Source organism: Halorubrum sp. LN27, assembly GCF_016635065.1.
Taxonomy (GTDB): domain Archaea; phylum Halobacteriota; class Halobacteria; order Halobacteriales; family Haloferacaceae; genus Halorubrum; species Halorubrum salipaludis.
Window position 1 is genome coordinate 2234184 of sequence record NZ_JAEPET010000001.1, and the last position, 17079, is coordinate 2251262.

The 17079-nt window shown below is 69.5% G+C and carries 15 protein-coding genes and 1 tRNA gene; 4 read left to right on the forward strand and 12 right to left on the reverse strand.

Features of this window, described 5'->3' with window-relative positions; all coding sequences use genetic code 11:
- Positions 1-109: 109 nt before the first annotated feature.
- Together JIN95_RS10865 and JIN95_RS10870 are read left to right on the forward strand one after the other, a co-directional pair.
- Complete coding sequence (locus JIN95_RS10865; RefSeq protein ID WP_198951495.1) at positions 110-766, forward strand: TRIC cation channel family protein; 657 nt, start codon at positions 110-112, stop codon at positions 764-766.
- A gap of 53 nt (positions 767-819) precedes the next feature.
- A complete protein-coding gene (locus JIN95_RS10870; protein ID WP_200531469.1) occupies positions 820-1521 on the forward strand; it encodes a DUF1405 domain-containing protein in 702 nt (233 codons plus the stop codon).
- Between the two features lie 220 nt (positions 1522-1741).
- On the opposite strand, the gene JIN95_RS10875 is transcribed toward JIN95_RS10870, so the two are convergent.
- Positions 1742-1814: transfer RNA gene (locus tag JIN95_RS10875), tRNA-Arg, on the reverse strand.
- Between the two features lie 59 nt (positions 1815-1873).
- Entirely contained in the window at positions 1874-2155 is a 282-nt protein-coding gene (locus JIN95_RS10880) for a twin-arginine translocase TatA/TatE family subunit (protein ID WP_095636151.1), read from the reverse strand.
- Positions 2156-2345: 190 nt separating this feature from the next.
- Between JIN95_RS10880 and JIN95_RS10885 the strand changes: the two genes are divergently transcribed.
- Positions 2346-2816: a redoxin domain-containing protein gene (locus JIN95_RS10885; RefSeq protein WP_200531470.1), complete on the forward strand. Its 471-nt coding sequence runs from the start codon at positions 2346-2348 to the stop codon at positions 2814-2816.
- A 13-nt stretch (positions 2817-2829) separates the two neighbouring features.
- On the opposite strand, the gene JIN95_RS10890 is transcribed toward JIN95_RS10885, so the two are convergent.
- From JIN95_RS10890 to JIN95_RS10910, 5 genes are all read right to left on the reverse strand, one after another.
- Positions 2830-4854 (reverse strand): AMP-binding protein, encoded by a 2025-nt coding sequence (locus JIN95_RS10890; protein ID WP_200531471.1) that lies wholly within the window; start codon positions 4852-4854, stop codon positions 2830-2832.
- A 51-nt stretch (positions 4855-4905) separates the two neighbouring features.
- A complete protein-coding gene (locus JIN95_RS10895; protein WP_200531472.1) occupies positions 4906-5286 on the reverse strand; it encodes a hypothetical protein in 381 nt (126 codons plus the stop codon).
- 613 nt (positions 5287-5899) lie between these two features.
- Positions 5900-8440 carry a DNA gyrase subunit A gene (gene gyrA / locus JIN95_RS10900; RefSeq protein ID WP_200531473.1) on the reverse strand — a complete coding sequence of 847 codons (2541 nt, stop codon included), beginning with the start codon at positions 8438-8440 and terminating at the stop codon, positions 5900-5902.
- The gene (gene gyrB / locus JIN95_RS10905) at positions 8437-10374 is read right to left on the reverse strand and encodes a DNA topoisomerase (ATP-hydrolyzing) subunit B (RefSeq protein ID WP_200531474.1); all 1938 of its coding nucleotides are present in this window, start codon (positions 10372-10374) and stop codon (positions 8437-8439) included. Before gyrB ends, gyrA begins: the two co-directional genes overlap by 4 nt.
- A 97-nt stretch (positions 10375-10471) precedes the next feature.
- Positions 10472-11389 carry a hypothetical protein gene (locus JIN95_RS10910; protein ID WP_200531475.1) on the reverse strand — a complete coding sequence of 306 codons (918 nt, stop codon included), beginning with the start codon at positions 11387-11389 and terminating at the stop codon, positions 10472-10474.
- A 150-nt stretch (positions 11390-11539) separates the two neighbouring features.
- On the opposite strand from JIN95_RS10910, the gene JIN95_RS10915 reads away from it, so the two are divergent.
- Positions 11540-12751, forward strand: coding sequence for an iron-containing alcohol dehydrogenase family protein (locus JIN95_RS10915; RefSeq protein ID WP_200531476.1), 1212 nt, complete (start codon positions 11540-11542; stop codon positions 12749-12751).
- A gap of 123 nt (positions 12752-12874) precedes the next feature.
- On the opposite strand, the gene JIN95_RS10920 is transcribed toward JIN95_RS10915, so the two are convergent.
- The 5 genes from JIN95_RS10920 to JIN95_RS10940 form a co-directional block, all read right to left on the reverse strand.
- Positions 12875-13093, reverse strand: coding sequence for a hypothetical protein (locus JIN95_RS10920; RefSeq protein ID WP_144049517.1), 219 nt, complete (start codon positions 13091-13093; stop codon positions 12875-12877).
- 130 nt (positions 13094-13223) lie between these two features.
- A complete protein-coding gene (locus tag JIN95_RS10925; protein WP_233138760.1) occupies positions 13224-14747 on the reverse strand; it encodes an MATE family efflux transporter in 1524 nt (507 codons plus the stop codon).
- Between the two features lie 148 nt (positions 14748-14895).
- Positions 14896-15189, reverse strand: coding sequence for a hypothetical protein (locus JIN95_RS10930; RefSeq protein ID WP_095636248.1), 294 nt, complete (start codon positions 15187-15189; stop codon positions 14896-14898).
- An 8-nt stretch (positions 15190-15197) separates the two neighbouring features.
- Positions 15198-15473 carry a winged helix-turn-helix domain-containing protein gene (locus JIN95_RS10935; RefSeq protein WP_200531477.1) on the reverse strand — a complete coding sequence of 92 codons (276 nt, stop codon included), beginning with the start codon at positions 15471-15473 and terminating at the stop codon, positions 15198-15200.
- A gap of 102 nt (positions 15474-15575) precedes the next feature.
- Complete coding sequence (locus JIN95_RS10940) at positions 15576-17060, reverse strand: molybdopterin-dependent oxidoreductase (protein WP_095636141.1); 1485 nt, start codon at positions 17058-17060, stop codon at positions 15576-15578.
- Between the last annotated feature and the right edge of the window lie 19 nt (positions 17061-17079).

Genomic DNA, 17079 nt, shown 5'->3' on the forward strand with positions numbered 1-17079 from the left:
CACCGGGACTGATAATCCCCGGTCGGAGAGTCGGTTCGTCCCGCCGGTTCCGGTCCGCCCCGTCGCTGTTGCGGCACACTCATGCGTCTCGCGGTCGTAACCGAACGCAGTGAGTCCAGGTCTCGCTGCGGCGCTGTTCGGCGACCCGTTCGCCGCGATGAACACGGTCGGATTAGTCGCGTTCGCGCTGGTCGGGTCGTCGAAGGCGATCCGCGAGGAGTTCGACCTGCTAGGGATCGTCGTTGTCGGGCTGGCGATGGCGTTCGCCGGCGGCGCGACCCGGGACCTGCTCGTCGCTCGCGTTCCGCTCGCGCTCCAGTCCCCGGTCGAGATCGGGCTGGGGCTGGTCGGCGTCGCGCTGGCGATCGGGCTGAACGCGGTGCTGTCGGCTCCGGAGACGCATCCGGTGACCCTCGTCTCGGACGCCGTCGGGCTGGCGGCGTTCGCGACGGCGGGCGCGATCGTCGCGACCGAGGTCGGCGTGTCGGCGTTCGGCGTCGTGGCGATCGCGACGATCAACGCCGTCGGCGGCGGCGCGTTCGCGGACATCCTCCTCGACCGGGCCCCCTTCATCCTCTTCGAGGACTTCTACGCGAGCTGTGCGGTCCTCGGCGGGGCCGCGTACTGGGCCGTCGGGCTGATCGGCGCGAGCGGCGGGACCGCCGCCGCGGCGTGCGCGGTCGTGACCGTCGGAACCCGGCTGGCTGCGGTCACGTACGGCTGGAACCTCCCGACTGCGCAGGCCCTGGAACTGCAACGGGAGTGACCGGGTCGGGCGGAGCGGGCGACTTTTAGGTCGCCGCGGGCGAAACGAGCGGTGTGACACGCTCCGACGCCTCGGGAGGGATCCGGTCGCTCGGTCGGCTCCGACGCGCGCCGGTCCGGCGGCGGGTCCGAGACGCGATCGCCGAGGAGCTGCTCGGCACGCCGCGGAGCCTCGCGGTCGTGTGCGGGTTCGCCGCGTTCATGCTCGCGGTCGGGATCGGGTACTACGCGCCGACCGCAGGGGAAGTCCCGGTCCCGCTGTGGCCCTTATACGCCGACTCCGCCGTCGCGGTCGGGCTCGGTGGGATCGCCCTTTTAACCCTCGTTCCCACGGTCCGCCGCGGGGAGCGCGTGACCGACGCCCCGACCTCGCGCGGGCTCGCGTACCTCCAGACCGTCGCGTTCGTCTGGCTGGTCCAGTTCGGGCTCTGGCCGCTCGTCTCCCTGAACCTCGCCTTTTCGCAGTACGTCGCCGCCCCCGACGCGTGGATCTACTACTGGGGAGTCCTCGGCACCCACCTGCTCTTCGTCGGGCTCGCGCTGCTGTTCCCGGCGTTCGGCCGGACCACCCGCGGCGCGCTGGCGCTGGCGCTGGCGCTCGCCGTCGTCAACGTCGCCCTCGACTACGCGGTCGGCTACCACCCGCCGCTCCTCTACGAGCCCGGCCCCCTGCTGGCGGCCGCGACGCTCGCGATCGGCGTCGGGTCGGTGTGGCTCGCGAGCCGGTCGTTCCGGCGGCTCGGCGAGGATCAGTAACAGTCGCCGCTACTTCCCACGTCGTTCGCAGTCGCGGGCACGGCGGGATCCCCACGAGCGAGCGAAGCGAGCGAGTGGGGGTCAGCCGTGCCCGCGACTGAGCGAAGCGAAGGAGCGGGCACGGCGGGATTCGAACCTCACTCACTCCGCTCGCTGCGCTCGCTTCGTTCCCTGCTTCGAATCCCGCTTGTACCGCTACTGCTCACGTCGTTCGCAGTAGCGGGCACGGCGGGATTCGAACCCGCGATCGAGAGGTTAGGAACCTCTCGCCCTGTCCGCTAGGCCACGCGCCCGAGTCGGTGAAGAGCGGAGAAAACGTCGCTGCGGGGATCGGTCGGCGCCGCGGAGCCGATTACGCGCTGGTCTCTTTCTCGGTCTCGGTCTCGACCGTGTCGTCCTCATCGTCGATCGCGGAGTCGGTCTGGACCGTCGACTCCTCGTCGTCGCCCTGCATCTCCTGTAGTTCTTCCTCGACCTGTTCGCGTCCCTTCTTGAACTCGCCCATCGCCTGGCCGGTCGATCGAGCGAGCTTCGGGATCTTGTTCGCCCCGAACAGCAGGACCAACACGAGCAGGATGATGAGGAGCTCCGGGCCCGCCGGGATGCCGCCGATCAGTGGAGTCGCACTTACCATCTCTACACGACCGTAGCTCTCTGGCGACTATAGTCTTTTTGCCTCGATACATGACCCGAAGATCCCGTCCGAGCGGTCTCGAGCTCATCGATCGCGCCGGTCTCGGATCCGAAGAGCGCTCCCGTCCGTGCCGGTCCGAATCGGCTGCCGGCGGCGAAACGGTGATACCCCGCCGCGGTGACCGATCCGTATGCCCGAGATCGGCGACGACGCTCCGGCGTTCACCGCCTCGCTCGTGACCGACGAGATCGAACCGTTCGACCTGTCCGACCGCCTCGGCGGCGAGCCGGTCGTCCTCGCCTTCTTCCCGGCCGCCTTCTCGAACACCTGCACGGACGAGATGGAGGCGCTCCGCGACGAGTTCGACCGCGACGACTGCACCCTGCTCGGCGTGAGCACCGATCTCCCGCACGCGCTCGCGGCGTACCGGGCGCAGTACGACCTCCCCTTCGGCCTCGTCGCGGACCCGGACCACCGAGCGATCGAGGCGTACGACGTGAGCGAGGACAGCTTCGAGCGCTACGGCGTCGACACGATCGCGCGGCGCGCGGTCTTCGTGATCGACGGCGACGGCGCCGTGAGCTACCGCTGGCTCGCGGACGACCCCGGACAGGAGCCGGACTACGACGCGCTCGCAGAGGCGGTCGGCGAGGCGGCCTGAACCGGCACGGCCCTCAGGCCGGATCGCGCAGTCCCTCGAGCGCCTCCGGGTTCTCCATCGACGAGAGGTCGCCCGGGTCTTCGCCCCGGTAGACGGACTCGATCGCTCGCCGGATGATCTTCCCCGACTGCGTCTTCGGGAAGGCGTCGACGAACAGCAGCTCGCGCGGCCGGAACGGCTTCCCGTGCTCCTCGCCGACCAGCGCTCGCAGCACCTCGCGGAGCTCGTCGGTCGGCTCGACGCCGGGTTCGAGCACGACGTACACGACCACGGCAGTCCCCGTGGTGTCGTCGGGGACGCCCACCGCGGCCGCCTGATTGACGGCATCGTGGTCGATGAGCACGCCCTCGATCTCGGCCGGCCCGACCTTCCGGCCGGCGACGTTCAGGGCGTCGTCCGCGCGCCCGTGCAGGAACCAGAAGCCGTCCGAGTCCTTCTGCGCGAAGTCGCCGTGGTCCCACAGGTCCTCCCACGTCGACCAGTACTCCTCGAGGTAGCGCTTGTCGCCCGACCACAGCGACTTCGTCATCGACGGACAGGAGTCCCGAGCGACGAGGAACCCGCGCTCGCCCGACTCCCTGACCGACGCGCCGCTCTCGTCGACGATGTCGATGTCCATCCCGAGCCCCGGCCCGCCGAGCGTGCAGGGCTTGAGGGGCTGGTTCGGCATCGGCATCAGGAAGCAGCCGCAGATCTCCGTGCCGCCGGAGATGTTGATTATCGGGCACTCGGAGCCGCCCACCGCGTCGTAGAACCAGCGCCACGACTCCGGGTCCCACGGCTCGCCCGTCGAGCCGAGGATGCGGAGCGAGGAGAGGTCGTGGCCCTCGACCCACTCGTCGCCGTGTTTGCGGAGCGCGCGGATCGCGGTCGGCGAGATGCCGAACTGCGTGATCGCGTGCCGGTCGATCATCTCCCAGAAGCGATCCGGCTCCGGGTGGTCGGGGGCGCCCTCGTACATCACCACGGTCCCGCCGAACGCGTGGTTGCCGATCAGCGTCCACGGCCCCATCATCCAGCCGATGTCGCTCACCCAGAAGAACCGGTCCGCGGGCTTCTGGTCGAAGCCGAAGTGGATCTCCTTGGCGCACTGCGTGAGGACGCCCGCGTGGGTGTGGACGATCCCCTTCGGCTCGCCGGTGGTCCCCGACGAGTACAGCAGCATGGACTCCTGATCGCTGGGGAGCCGCTTCGTCTCGTAGCCGGTCGGCTGCGACGCGACCGCCGCCTCCCACGTCACGTCGCGGTCGGGATTCCACGGAATCGGGTCTTCGGGGGCGGTCTCCCCGTCGCTTCCCGGCGTCGCGCCGAGCCGGTCGTACACCACGGCGTGCTCGACGTGGCCCGCCTCCTCGATCGCCGCGTCTGCGGTCGCCTTCAGCCGCACCTCGCTCCCGCGGCGGTAGAACCCGTCTCCCGTGAAGAGGACCGACGGCTCGGCGTCCGCGATCCGGGTCGCCGTCGCCTCCGTGCCGAACCCGGAGAAGATCGGCACCGCGATCGCGCCGACCTTCAGGCAGCCGTAGAGGATGGGGACGACCTCGGGCACCATCGGCATGTACAGCCCGACCGTGTCCCCGGCCTCGATCCCGACCGACTCCAGGTAGTTGGCGACGCGGTCGCTCTCGCGTTTGAGCTCGTGGAACGTCACCTCCCGCACGTCCCCGGGCTCGCCCTCCCAGATCAGCGCGACCCGGTTGCGGTCCGGGGAGTCGACGGCGGCGTGGCGGTCGACGACGTTGTGCGCGACGTTGATCTCGCCGCCGGGGTACCAGTCGGTGAACTGCGGGCCGTCGGCGTTGTTTCGCACCGCGTCGTAATCGGCGTAGAAGTCGATGTCGAGGTAGTCGACGATCTCGTCCCAGAACCAGTCGACGCCGGACTCGGGTTCGCCCGCGACCGCCGAGGTGGTCCGGCAGATTAGCTCCTCGTAGTCGTCGATCCCGTACTCGCGCATGAACGCGGCGACGTTCGTCGACTCGGCGAACGCCGCGCTCGGCTCGTGTACGACCTCGTCTATCCCCTCGTACTCGTCCATCTCGTCCGGCCGTTTTCGCGGTGACCGTAAGTAATTTTCCTGAACGTTCGGCTACCGCGGATCGACGCACTCGCCGGCGACCGAGACAGTCTCGGCCTCGACGGCGACGGTCCCGTCGTACAGGGCGCAGACGCCGGCGTCCCACGCGAGCCGCCCCTCCCAGTCGGCGCCCGTCACGACGACCTCGTGACGGCCCGTCGCGCCGACGGTCACCTCGAACGCCCGGGCGACGCCGGCGTCGACGCGGTCGGACTCCTCTACATACGTCGTCCCGTCGTCACCCTCGACGACCACCTCCACGTCGACCGGCTCGTCACCGTCGTTGCGGACCGTCAGATCGAGTCGTCCGGAGTCGTTCTTGCCGAACCCGAGACAGCCCGCGGCCGCGGTCGCCAGCGCGGCCGTCCCGGTGAGGAGCTCTCGTCGACGCATAGTCGAGGCTCGTCGCTACGGAACTTGAATCCCGCACACGCGACTGCTCGACCGATCGACAGCGGGAGTGGGTATAGCAAATTGGCTGATCGGTTATTTATAAGTGGAGTTGTGGTGTTGCTGACGAGTGTTTATAAGTGATCGACGGTGTTGCGGTGAAGACCTGCAAAGCCCCAGGCGTGAGGCGCCCAGACACTCGCTGCGCTCCTCGTCACTCGTTCCACTCGTTCCTGCGGTGCTTACATCGCCTCTGGGCGCCTCACGCCTGCCCCTTTGATCCCCACCCCGCACAGCAACCGCAGCCTCACGCCTCCCCAGCCTCGTCGGCGGCTCCCGTTGGTCGCCGCCGACTCCCTCGTGCGGTCTCCTCGCGGACCTTTGGCCCGCTCGGAGGCGCACGCCACCGCGGCGTCCTTTATAAGCGATCATCCCTGTCGCTCACAGCTATTTAAATACCGTATCGTCCCCACCGATTTGCTATACCCACTCCCGCAGTCGATCGCCACGCTGTCCCTGGGAACCGAAACCGGACCGATCGCCTCGCCCACTGAGGACGACAACGAGCCCGACGGGCAGAACACGGATGAGCCGTCAGCGGCGTCCCGGTCGGTGCCTACTCGTCGTCGGAATCGACCGATTCGTCGCTCTCATCCGCCATCTCCTCTCCGTCGTCGGCCACCGCTTCGTCCGCCTCCTCGTCGGCGTACGCCGACTCGGGGACGATGTCGACGGAGGCGACCGCGTCGTCCGGATCGAGGTTCATCACGATGACGCCCTTCGTGTTGCGGCTCACGGTCGAGATCTCCTCGACGCGGGTCCGCATGATCTGGCCGTCGTCGCTCATCGCGATCAGGTGGTCGCCGTGGGTGACCGCCTCGATGGCGACCGCCTCGCCGTTGCGGTCGCCGGTCTTGATGTCGATCAGCCCCTTCCCGTTGCGGGACTGCAGGCGGTACTCGTCCAGATCGGAGCGCTTCCCGTAGCCGTTCTCAGTGACGGTGAGCACCCAGTTGTGGTACGCCTCGTCGATGGCGGCGACGCCGGCGACCGCGTCGCCCTCGCGCAGGTCGATGCCGATCACACCGCGCGCGGTGCGCCCCATCGCGCGCGCCTCCGACTCGTCGAACCGGATCGCCATCCCGTTCCGGCTCCCGATGACGATGTCGCGCTCGCCGTCGGTCACCTCCACGTCGACGAGCTCGTCGCCGTCCTCCAGCCGGATCGCGCGGATCCCCGTCGACCGGATGTTGCCGAACTGGTCGACGGCGGTCCGCTTGATGTACCCGTCGCGGGTGACCATGGTGAGGAACTCGTCGTCGTCCAAGTCCTCGGTGTTGACGACCGCCTCGATCTCCTCGCCGTCGTCGAGATCGAGGAGGTTGACCGCGGACTTCCCCCGGGCGGTCCGGGACATCTCCGGGATCTCGTAGGTCTTCAGCTCGTAGATCTGCCCGCGGTTGGTAAAGACGAGGAGGTAGTCGTGGGAGTTGGCGGCGAACACGGAGGAGACGCGGTCTCCCTCCTTCAGTCCGGTGCCGATGATCCCCTTGCCGCCGCGGTTCTGCGCGCGGAAGGTATCGAGGGACATCCGCTTGATGTAGTCGTCCTCGCTCATCACGACGACGCACTCCTCCTCGGGGATGAGGTCCTCGTGGGTCACGTCGCCGACGTCCTCGATGAAGCTCGTGCGGCGCTCGTCGTCGTACTCGTCTTTGATCTCCCGGAGCTCGTCGACGATCACCTGATCGAGCTCGTCGGGGTCGGCGAGGATAGCCTCCAGCCGCTCGATCCGGGCGGTCACGTCCTCGTACTCCGACTCGATCTCCTGGGTCTCCATCGAGGTGAGCGACCCGAGCTGCATCCGGACGATGTGGGCCGCCTGCGCCTCCGAGAACTCGTAGTCCGCTTCGAGCGCCGCCTTCGCGGCGTCGCGGTCGTCGGAGTCCTGGATCGTCTCGACCACGTCGTCGACCTGTTCGAGCGCCTTCAGCCGCCCCTCCAGGATGTGCGCGCGGTCCTTCCGCTCGTCGAGCTCGTGTTCGGAGCGCCGCCGGACCACGTCGCGGCGGTGCTCGACGTAGTGTTCGAGCGTCTCCTTGAGGTTCAGCACCTGCGGCGAGCCGTCGACCAGGGCGAGGTTGATGACGCCGAAGGTGCGTTCGAGGTGGCTCTCTAACAGCTGATTCTTGACGACCTCGGCCATCGCGTCGCGCTTGAGGTCGACGACGACGCGGATCCCGTCGCGGTCGGACTCGTCGCGGAGGTCGCGGATCCCCTCGATCGCGCCCTCGTTGACGTCCTCGGCGATGCGCTCGACGAGCCGCGACTTGTTCTGCTGGAAGGGGAGCTCCGAGATGACGATCCGGCCCTCCTCCTCGTCGACCTCGAACTCGGCGCGGACGCGGAGGCGCCCGCGGCCCGTCTTGTACGCCTTGTGGACCGCGTTCCGGCCGACGATGTTCGCGCCGGTCGGGAAGTCCGGCCCCTTGACGTGTTCCATCAGGTCCTCGACGGTGCAGTCGGGGCTCTCGATCAGCTCGACGGTGGCGTCGATCACCTCGCCGAGGTTGTGCGGCGGGATGTTCGTCGACATCCCCACCGCGATCCCCGAGGAGCCGTTGACGAGCAGGTTCGGGAACGCCGAAGGCAACACCTCGGGCTCCTCGAGCCGATCGTCGTAGTTCGACGAGAAGTCGACCGTGTCGCGCTCGATGTCGGCCAGAAGCTCCTCCGCGATCGGCGACATCCGGGCCTCCGTGTACCGCATCGCGGCCGGCGGGTCGCCGTCGACGGAGCCGAAGTTCCCCTGGCCGTCGATGAGGGGGTACCGCATCGAGAAGTCCTGGGCCATCCGCGCGAGCGTGTCGTAGATGGCGCTGTCGCCGTGCGGGTGGTAGTCACCCATCGTCTCGCCGACGACGGAGGAGGACTTGCGGTGCGAGGAGTTGCTGGTGACGCCCGCCTCGTGCATCGCGAAGAGGATGCGTCGGTGAACCGGCTTGAGCCCGTCGCGAACGTCGGGGAGCGCGCGGCCCGCGATCACCGACATCGCGTAGTCGATGTACGACTGCTCCATCTCGTCTTCGATGCGGGCGTTCGTCACCTGCGCGGCGCGGACGTCGTCGGGGTCGACGTCGGGCACGTCCGAGCTCATATGTCCACCCACTCCGCCTCGGTGGCGTGCTCTTTGATGAACTGCTTGCGCGGCTCGACGGCGTCACCCATCAGCACGTTGAACATGCGGTCGGCGGCGGCCGCGTCGTCGACGTTGATCCGCTTGAGCCGCCGGTTCTCGGGGTCCATCGTCGTGTCCCACAGCTGGTCGGGGTTCATCTCGCCGAGCCCCTTGAACCGCTGGACCTGATCCGGGTTCCCGTCGCACTCCTCCTCGACGAGCCGGTCGCGCTCTTCCTCCGTCATCGCGTCGTACGTCTCGCCGCGGTAGCGGACGCGGTAGAGAGGCGGCTGGGCCGCGTACACGTAGCCGGCTTCGAGCAGCGGCTTCATGTGGCGGTACAGGAGCGTTAAGAGGAGCGTCCGAATGTGGGCGCCGTCGACGTCGGCGTCCGTCATGATGATGATCTTGTTGTACCGGGCGTCGTCGATGTCGAACTCCTCGCCGATCCCCGCGCCGATCGCCGTGATCAGCGCGCGGATCTCGTCGTTCTCCAGGATGCGGTCGAGCCGGTGTTTCTCGACATTGAGGATCTTCCCTTTGAGCGGGAGGATCGCCTGGTTCTCGCGGTTGCGGCCCTGCTTCGCCGAGCCGCCGGCCGAGTCGCCCTCGACGACGAACAGCTCCGCCTCGGTGGGGTCGCGGGTCTGGCAGTCGGCGAGCTTGCCGGGGAGCGCGGACGACTCGAGCGCGGACTTCCGGCGGGTCAGCTCCTCCGCCTTCTTCGCCGCCTTGCGCGCCCTGGCGGCCTCGGCGGCCTTGTGGACGACCTTCCGGGCGGTGTCGGGGTTCTCCTCGAAGAAGGTGCCGAGCTTCTCGTGGGTCGCGGACTCGACGATGCCGCGGACCTCGCTGTTGCCCAGCTTCGTCTTCGTCTGGCCCTCGAACTGCGGGTCCGGGTGTTTCACCGAGATGACCGCCGTGAGCCCCTCGCGCACGTCCTCGCCCTTGAGGTTCGCGTCGAGGTCGTCGACGAGCCCGTGCTCGTTGGCGTAGTCGTTGACGGTGCGGGTCAGGGCGGTCTTAAAGCCGGTGAGGTGGGTGCCGCCCTCGCGGGTGTTGATGTTGTTCGCGAACGCGTGGACGGAGCCCTGCAGCTCCTCGGTCGCCTGCATCGCGACCTCGACGTGGATGTCGTCCTGCTCGTCCTCGAAGTAGATGACCTCCTCGTGGATCGGCGTCCGCGTCTCGTTGAGGTAGCCGACGAACTCCCGAATGCCGCCCTCGTAGCGGAACGTCTCCGCGTCGCCCGCGTCGCCGACGGTCTCCGGATCGCGCTCGTCGACCAGCGAGACGGCGACGCCGGAGTTGAGGAACGCCAGCTCGCGCAGGCGGTTGGCGAGCGTCGAGAACTCGAACTCGGTCGTCTCGAAGATCTCGTCGTCGGGCCAGAACCGGATGTCGGTCCCGGTGTCCTCGCCGTCCTCCATGTCGCGGACGCGCTCGAACCCGTCCTCGGCGGGCTCGCCGCGGGCGAACTCGTGGCGGTAGACGCCGCCGTCGCGTTTCACCTCGACCTCCAGCCGCTCGGAGAGGGCGTTGACGACGCTGACGCCGACGCCGTGGAGGCCGCCGGAGACCTGGTAGGACTTGGAGTCGAACTTCCCGCCGGCGTGGAGGACGGTCATGATCACTTCGAGCGCCGGGCGGTCGTACTTCTCGTGGGTGTCGACCGGGATCCCGCGACCGTCGTCGCTGACGCTGACGGACTCGTCGTCGTGGATCGTGACGCTGATCTCGTCGCAGTACCCCGCGAGCGCCTCGTCGATGGAGTTGTCGACGACCTCGTAGACGAGATGGTGGAGCCCCCGACCGTCCGTGGACCCGATATACATCGCCGGACGTTTACGGACGGCCTGCAGGCCCTCGAGGACCTGGATCTGGCCGGCTCCGTAGTCGCTCTGCTCTGGCATAGAACTTGGCGGAGGTAGATGGTGCCGGGTTATAAAGCCGGCGCACGCGCGCGGGCGTGTGAGCGAGAAGCAACAATTGGTGACGCACCCGGCCGATCTATCGCCCCTCGAAAACTGCTCGCGCTCGCTCGATGACCGCGGCGCGAACCCGCTCCGGGTCCGCGCTCCCGCCGCCGTCCCCAAACCGAACGGGCGTCTCCCGCGCGATCGCCTCGACCACCCGATCGGCGATCGCGTCGACGGTCGCGGCCTCGCCCCGCCGCTCGATCCCCTCGACGACGCGGTCGAACCGGTCGTCGGTGGCGTACCGCGCGGCGATCGCCTCGGGGTCGTCGGCATATAGATCCCCGGTGTCTGGACCGTCAGCGTCTGACCCGTCGCGGTCGCCGCCCGCGCCGTTCTCGCTCGCGGCCGTCGTCTCGTCCCCGACGAGAAGTTTCCCCCTGCCGCCGCGCTTGTTGCGGACGACGACTCCGGCGGCCGGACCGTCGCGCCACGCCGATCGGGGGACCGCGTACCCCTCTGGGTCGAAGTCACGGGCGTTCACCTCGCGCTCGACCGCGTTGACCGGGGCGAGGCCGACGCCCTCGAAGATGGCCGCGGCGGCGTCGGGGGGTCGGAAGGCTCCAGCCTCCGAATCCGGCCCCTCCCGCTCCCCGATCCACACGTCGGTCCCGAGGAACGCCGGGATCCGGTCCCAGTCGTAGTCGGTCCCCCGGTGGTGGGTGGCGACGCCGAAGAAGACCACCTCCTCCGGGTCGTCGACCGCCTCCCGGAGCGCCTCGCGGTCGAACCGCTCGCGAACCGCTCGGACGGCGGGGCGGAGCGCGACCGGAACCGCCTCCGGACCCGCGAACGTCGTTTCGGGGTCGCCGAAACGGAGGAGCCCCGAGTCGTCCATCCGGAAGCGAAGCCCCGTCCCGTCGATCAGTTCGAGGAGCCAGAGGTGACCCGTGAGGAGGCCCTCTGCGGCCTGCGGTCCGTGAACGTCGGGGAGGTGTGGAAACGAGCGCATGGATGGGCGACGGTGAGTCGTCGAAGCGTGGGTTCCGGAGGGGGTTGGCTCTTGGGGGTCGCCGGGGAGGCCCGGTGGGCGGTCCGATTTCGACCGCGTGTGCCGCCCGTTCCCACAGCTACAAGCCGCCGCCCGGCGTACAGACGCCCGATGCTACCGATCGCGGACTCCTTCGAGTACGACTATCAGGGCTGTGAGATCCGGTACGGGCGCGGGCGCGTCGACGAGCTCGGCGACGTTCTCGGCGAGCGGGGGATGGGCGACGCGCTCGTCGTCTGCGGCTCGAACGTCGGCGCCAACGACGACCTGATGGATCCGATACGCGAGGGGCTCGGCGACCGGTTCGCCGGGGTGTTCGACGGGACGACCCCGGACAAGCGCGTCGAGGAGGCGTTCGACCTGCTCGATCGCCGGGCCGAGGTCGGCGCGGACTGCCTCGTCGCGGTCGGCGGCGGGAGCAGCCTCGACGTGGCCCGGCAGGCGACCCTGCTCGATGTCGACGGGCGCGACCTCGGCGACCTTCGCGCGGACGCGGAGGAGGGGGCGGACGCGCTCGGCGACCTCGCGCCCGGGACCGACCCCGAGCTCCCGTTCGTCGTGATCCCGACGACGTTCGCGGGCGCGGACCTCTCCACCGGCGGGTCGCTGGAGGTGCTCCCCGCGGACGCGTCGCCCACCGGACAGCCGATGACCGTCAGCGGCGCCGGCGCGATGCCGACCGTCGACCTCGCGGACCCGGCGCTGTTCGAGACGACCCCCCAGTCGGCGCTTGCTGGCTCGGCGATGAACGGGTTCAACAAGGGGATCGAGACGCCGTACGCCGCCGACGCCTCGCCCGTGAGCGACGCGACCGCGGTCCACGGCACCCGGCTCCTGCGCGACGCGCTCCCGCACGTCGCCGGCGACCGGCCCGACGACCCGGCCGCGACCGACCGCGCCGTGGTCGGCGCGCTGCTCGTCCAGCTCGACCGGAAGATCTCGGTGATCCACGCGTTCGGGCACGGGTTCGCGCGCCGGTACGACGTGCAACAGGGGAACGTCCACGCGGTGGTCGCGCCGCACGTCCTCGCGTACCTCTTCGACGAGGTGGACGCGAGCCGGCGTGCGCTCGCGAACGCCTTCGACGTCGCGACCGCGGGCCGAGACGACGCCGCGATCGCCGAGGACGTGGTGCGGGAGGTCGCCGCCGTCCGCGACTCCCTCCCGGTCCCCTCGCGGCTCCGCGACCTCGGACCGGTCGAGGAAGACGACTTCCCCGCGATCGCCGAGTACATCGCGGACGACTGGTCGATGGACCGCGCGCCCGCCGACCTCGACGCGACGCCCGAGGCGATCGAGGGCGTGCTCCACGAGACGTGGTGAGCCGTTTATAAGTAGCCGAGGCGATGGCGCGCGCCTCCGAGCGCCCACCGGGCGCGAGTAGTGAGAGACGGAAGGCCTCTCTGACAGCCGGATGCGTTGTCCCTAGAACGGCCGGTCGCGTCCTCAGGAGTACGGCGTCCGTCGTCCGAGGATCTCAGCCAGAAGGGGGTATGCAATCACAAATATCGCGAAAATGATCGCTTCTCGGGGACCGATAACTATCCACGCGGTGGATATGAGTATCGTTGCGGAAAGCGCACCGACACATAACCCCTTGGTCCTTCCGTTCATGAAGGAGACGACGGCGCTACCGTGCAAAAAACTAGCTGTGATGGCGTTCATCGACGAACCTCGATAGGGAGCTTGGGGCTGCTAACTCAACAGAGCTGTCTCCGCTTGACAGAGCTGTCTCTGCTTGACAGAGCTGTCTCTGCTTGACAGAGCTGTCTCTGCTTGACAGAGCTGTCTCCGCTTAATCGTCCGCGGGCGCGTCCGGCCGGTACGCCTCGCTTATCTTCTTCCACTTCCCGGAGTGGAACCGCCAGTAGTTGATCGCGGCCGGGATCGTCGTCTCCGCGAGGAACGCGAGGTACACGCCCCACAGCCCGATCGCGGGGAGCGCGATCTCCGGGATCGTCACGCCGAGCCCCGGCACCGAGAGGGCGGGCGTCGCCTCGTGCGCGCCGACGTACGCCAGCGGGATCGACACGCAGAACATCCCGAGGAACTGGCTCGCGAAGGGGATCTTCGTGTCGCCGGCCGCGTCCAGCGGCCCCGCCGCGCCCCCGGAGACGCCTTGGAAGATCACCGCCACGCAGGCGGCGTACACGAGGTTCACGGCGATCGGGATCTCGGGGCTGTCGGGCGACTCCGCGAAAAGCGAGACGATGTCGGTCGCGAATATCGCGATCAGCACCGCCGAGACGGCGTACGTCGCCACCGAGAAGCGGATGATGTCGCGGGCGTACGCCTCGGCCTCCTCGGGGCGTTCGACGCCGAGCTCCTGGCCGACCAGACTGGACGAGGCGAGCCCGAAGCCCCAGCCGGGGGTGTTCATGATCCCCCAGATGCGCCGCGCGATGACGAACGCGGCGACGGTGTTCTCGCCGAACACGTCGAGGATGGCGAGCATGGGGAACTCGGCGACGGTCCACACGAGGTTGCGCGCGCCGACCGGGAGCCCGATCTCGACGAGGTCGCGGAGCATGTCCGGGTTGACGAACGAACCGAACGGGTCGATCGCGACCGGGAACTCCCCGATCCCCGGCGCGCGACCGCGGACGAGCCCCACGGTGAAGCCGGCGACGGCGAGCACGTTCGAGAGGACGGTGCCGAGCGCGGCGCCCTCGACGCCCCACCCGAACCCGAAGATGAACAGCGCGCTCAGGACGATGTTTGCGACCGCGCCGCCGGCCCGGACCTGCATCGCGGTGTACGCGTCGTCGCAGCCGACGAGCACCCGGCTGCCGACGAGGTTGAGCGCGGCGAAGGGGACGCCGAGCCCGACGATCCGGAGGTAGTCGGCGCCGAAGGCGATCGCCCGCTCGTTGCTGCTCAACACGTCGATGAAGCGCGTCGGGAACGTCCAGAACGTGACCGAGACGGGGATCGTGATGAGGATCGCGAGGAGGACGCTCGCCCGGACGGCGTCGCCGAGCTCGCCGTACGCCTCCGCGCCGAAGCGCTGGGAGACGAGGGCGATGGTGCCGCCGGCGACGCCGCCGCCGAGCGCGAAGGCGAGCCCCCAGTAGGGGCCGGCGAAGCCGACGCCGGCGACCGCGCTGGTGCCGACCGCGACGCCGACCATCGCCACGTCGACCGCGTTCTTCGACATCCGGGCGATCCCCGTGACGATCCGCGGCCACGCGAGGTCCGTGGTCCGGACCACCCGGTGGCGATCGATGAGTCCCGCCCGGGCGAGCGCGAAGCCGATGTAGAGGATGAGTGCCCGGAAGGGGTTCGGGAGCGAGGAGACGAGTCGTTGGAGGCGAGACACGGCGGACACGCCCCTTTTCAGGGCCGCGGCAAAGTCCTTTCGTCACCCGGCAGGCGTCTCCGGATGGGGCACGTGACCGCGTCGCGGTCGCGATGGTGCGACAGGGTCGACGGTGCCAAGCGCCACGGGTCCCTGCCGCGCCGAACGGCTACTTCAGGGTCGCGTACGTCAGGAGGCTCACGGCGAGCAGCTCCAGCAGCCGCATGCCGACGACGACCTGCCCGACGAACGGGTCCATGCTGTACAGCGTCCGCATCCCGTTGAACAGGAACGCGAGCGCGACCAGGTTCTCGACGAGGAGGACGCCGGCGAACCCTAACAGCCCGAGCACCATCGTGGTCTTGAACCGGCGGTAGTTCGACGCCCAGACCGCCACGAGGACGGCGAGTAAGACGCTGTTGACGGCCGTGATCGCCATCGCGAGGGCGGTCGGGAATCCCATCGCCACGGTCACTCCACCTCCGCCGCGATCTCCTCGAACGTGTCCGCGTGCTCCTCGAACCGGTCGGTGGGGAAGTAGAGCTTCCCGTACTCGTGGTCGCCGGATTCGACGACGCCGTGTTCTCGTAGCATGTCTAGGTGATGCGTGACCGTGTTGTAGTCGAGGCCGAGTTCCTCGGCGAGTTCGTTCGCGTTCCGCGGGCGACGGGTGAGTTCGCGGACGATGCGGACCCTGTTGGGACCGCCCCGGCTCCCGACGAAGAGGTACCACAGGGCCTTCTCCATGTCACGTCTGCCCGTCTCACGGTACCTGTAAAGCGGTTTCGTCACGGGGACGCGACCGGCGGCGGGCGGGGCCGGTGAGCCCGGGGAGTCGGGCGGGGCCAGTCATCCGTTCACCGTTCGGGAGACCCAGCCGGACGCCCCCGACGGCACGGAGCCCGACTCCGCGGCCGGTTGGAGGGTCCCCTCGCCGTCCGTCGCGCGGACGACCACCTCGTGGGCGCCGTCCGGCTCAAAGACGTGCCGCCACTGACGCCAGGCGTCCTCGTCCGGCAGTTCCGCGGAGAGCTCCGCGTCCGTCCACGTCTCGCCGCCGTCGGTCGAGACCTCGACGCGGTCGATTCCGCGGGTGCCGGCGTAGGCGTGGCCCGCGAGCTCGGTCCGCCCGTCGCCGAGGTCCGTGATACCCTCGTCCCAGAGCTTGGCGACGGTGTTGACCGGACCGGTCCCCTCCCAGCCGCGCTCCTCCCAGTAACCGTCCTCCTCGGTCTCGAGCAGCTCGATCTCCGTGAGCCACTTGACGTTCGTCTCGCCCCAGTGGCCCGGGATCAGCACGCGGACCGGGCGCCCGTGAGTCGGGGGGAGCGCCCGCCCGTTCATCCCCCACGCGAGGAACCCCTCACTGAGGACATCGACCGGGAACTGGACGTAGTAGCCGTCCTCGCCGCGCAACATCGCGCAGTCGCACGCGCCCTCGGGGTCGACGGCGTCGATCAGGGGGGCGATCGGCGTGCCGGTCCAGACCGCGGCGTCGAGCTTCCGCTCGTTGATGTCCTCGCCGACGCACCGGAGCGCGACGAGGCGGTGTTCGGCCTCCCGCTCGGTCAGCTCGTCGTAGTCGACCGTCAGGTCGCTCCCGGTCTCGCCGGTGAACGTCAGCGACCACTCGGCGGCCGGGATCTCGGGCTCGAACTCCGCGATGTCGACGCTGTAGAACTCGTCTATCGGGCTCACGAGCCCGTGGAGGTCGTCGCTGGCGACGTCGAGCGACGCCGCCTCGACCTCGCCGAGCCGCGCCTCCGCGCCCGCAGCGCCGGGAGCGGGGGCGGCCGCCGGAGCGGCGTCGCCCCCTCGGTTCCGTCCGATCAGCGCCGCCGCCCCGGAGACGCCGACTATCGCCGCGACCGCCGCGAGCGCCTGACGGCGGCTCGGGTCGACCGCGTCCGGGACCGCCCCGGAGACGCCGGCCGCGGTGACGACGCCCGCGGAGAGTCCGGCGGCGACCGCGGAGACGGGCGCGCCGGTCAGGCCGGTCGCGAGCAGCCACGCCGCGCCGGCGGCGAGGACGGTCCCGCCGAGCGGTCTTCCGACCCGGTGAGCGACGCGGAGCCCGCCGAACACGCACGCCCCGAACAGCCCGACCGCGACGGCGACGGCCCCGCCGAGGTGGAGCAGGTGCGCCGGCTCGCCGACGTTCTCGATCATGAACGTCACGATCGCTCCGGGGGTCCCGTCGACGATCGCGCGGTCGATGGGCGAGGCGACGAACGACGCCGTGGCGCCCGCGACGGCGTAGGAGGCGGCGACCGCGAGGACGCCGGCCGCGACCGACACCGCCGCGTCGCGCCGGCGGCTCTCGTGTGCTGTCATACCTTCCAACGGGTCGCCA

Coding starts and splice junctions, on each gene's coding strand:
- JIN95_RS10880 (WP_095636151.1), bottom strand. CDS start 2,155: ATGGTAAGTGCGACTCCACTGATCGGCGGCATCCCGGCGGGCCCGGAG.
- JIN95_RS10885 (WP_200531470.1), top strand. CDS start 2,346: ATGCCCGAGATCGGCGACGACGCTCCGGCGTTCACCGCCTCGCTCGTG.
- JIN95_RS10890 (WP_200531471.1), bottom strand. CDS start 4,854: ATGGACGAGTACGAGGGGATAGACGAGGTCGTACACGAGCCGAGCGCG.
- JIN95_RS10895 (WP_200531472.1), bottom strand. CDS start 5,286: ATGCGTCGACGAGAGCTCCTCACCGGGACGGCCGCGCTGGCGACCGCG.
- gyrA (WP_200531473.1), bottom strand. CDS start 8,440: ATGAGCTCGGACGTGCCCGACGTCGACCCCGACGACGTCCGCGCCGCG.
- gyrB (WP_200531474.1), bottom strand. CDS start 10,374: ATGCCAGAGCAGAGCGACTACGGAGCCGGCCAGATCCAGGTCCTCGAG.
- JIN95_RS10910 (WP_200531475.1), bottom strand. CDS start 11,389: ATGCGCTCGTTTCCACACCTCCCCGACGTTCACGGACCGCAGGCCGCA.
- JIN95_RS10915 (WP_200531476.1), top strand. CDS start 11,540: ATGCTACCGATCGCGGACTCCTTCGAGTACGACTATCAGGGCTGTGAG.
- JIN95_RS10920 (WP_144049517.1), bottom strand. CDS start 13,093: ATGAACGCCATCACAGCTAGTTTTTTGCACGGTAGCGCCGTCGTCTCC.
- JIN95_RS10930 (WP_095636248.1), bottom strand. CDS start 15,189: ATGGGATTCCCGACCGCCCTCGCGATGGCGATCACGGCCGTCAACAGC.
- JIN95_RS10935 (WP_200531477.1), bottom strand. CDS start 15,473: ATGGAGAAGGCCCTGTGGTACCTCTTCGTCGGGAGCCGGGGCGGTCCC.
- JIN95_RS10940 (WP_095636141.1), bottom strand. CDS start 17,060: ATGACAGCACACGAGAGCCGCCGGCGCGACGCGGCGGTGTCGGTCGCG.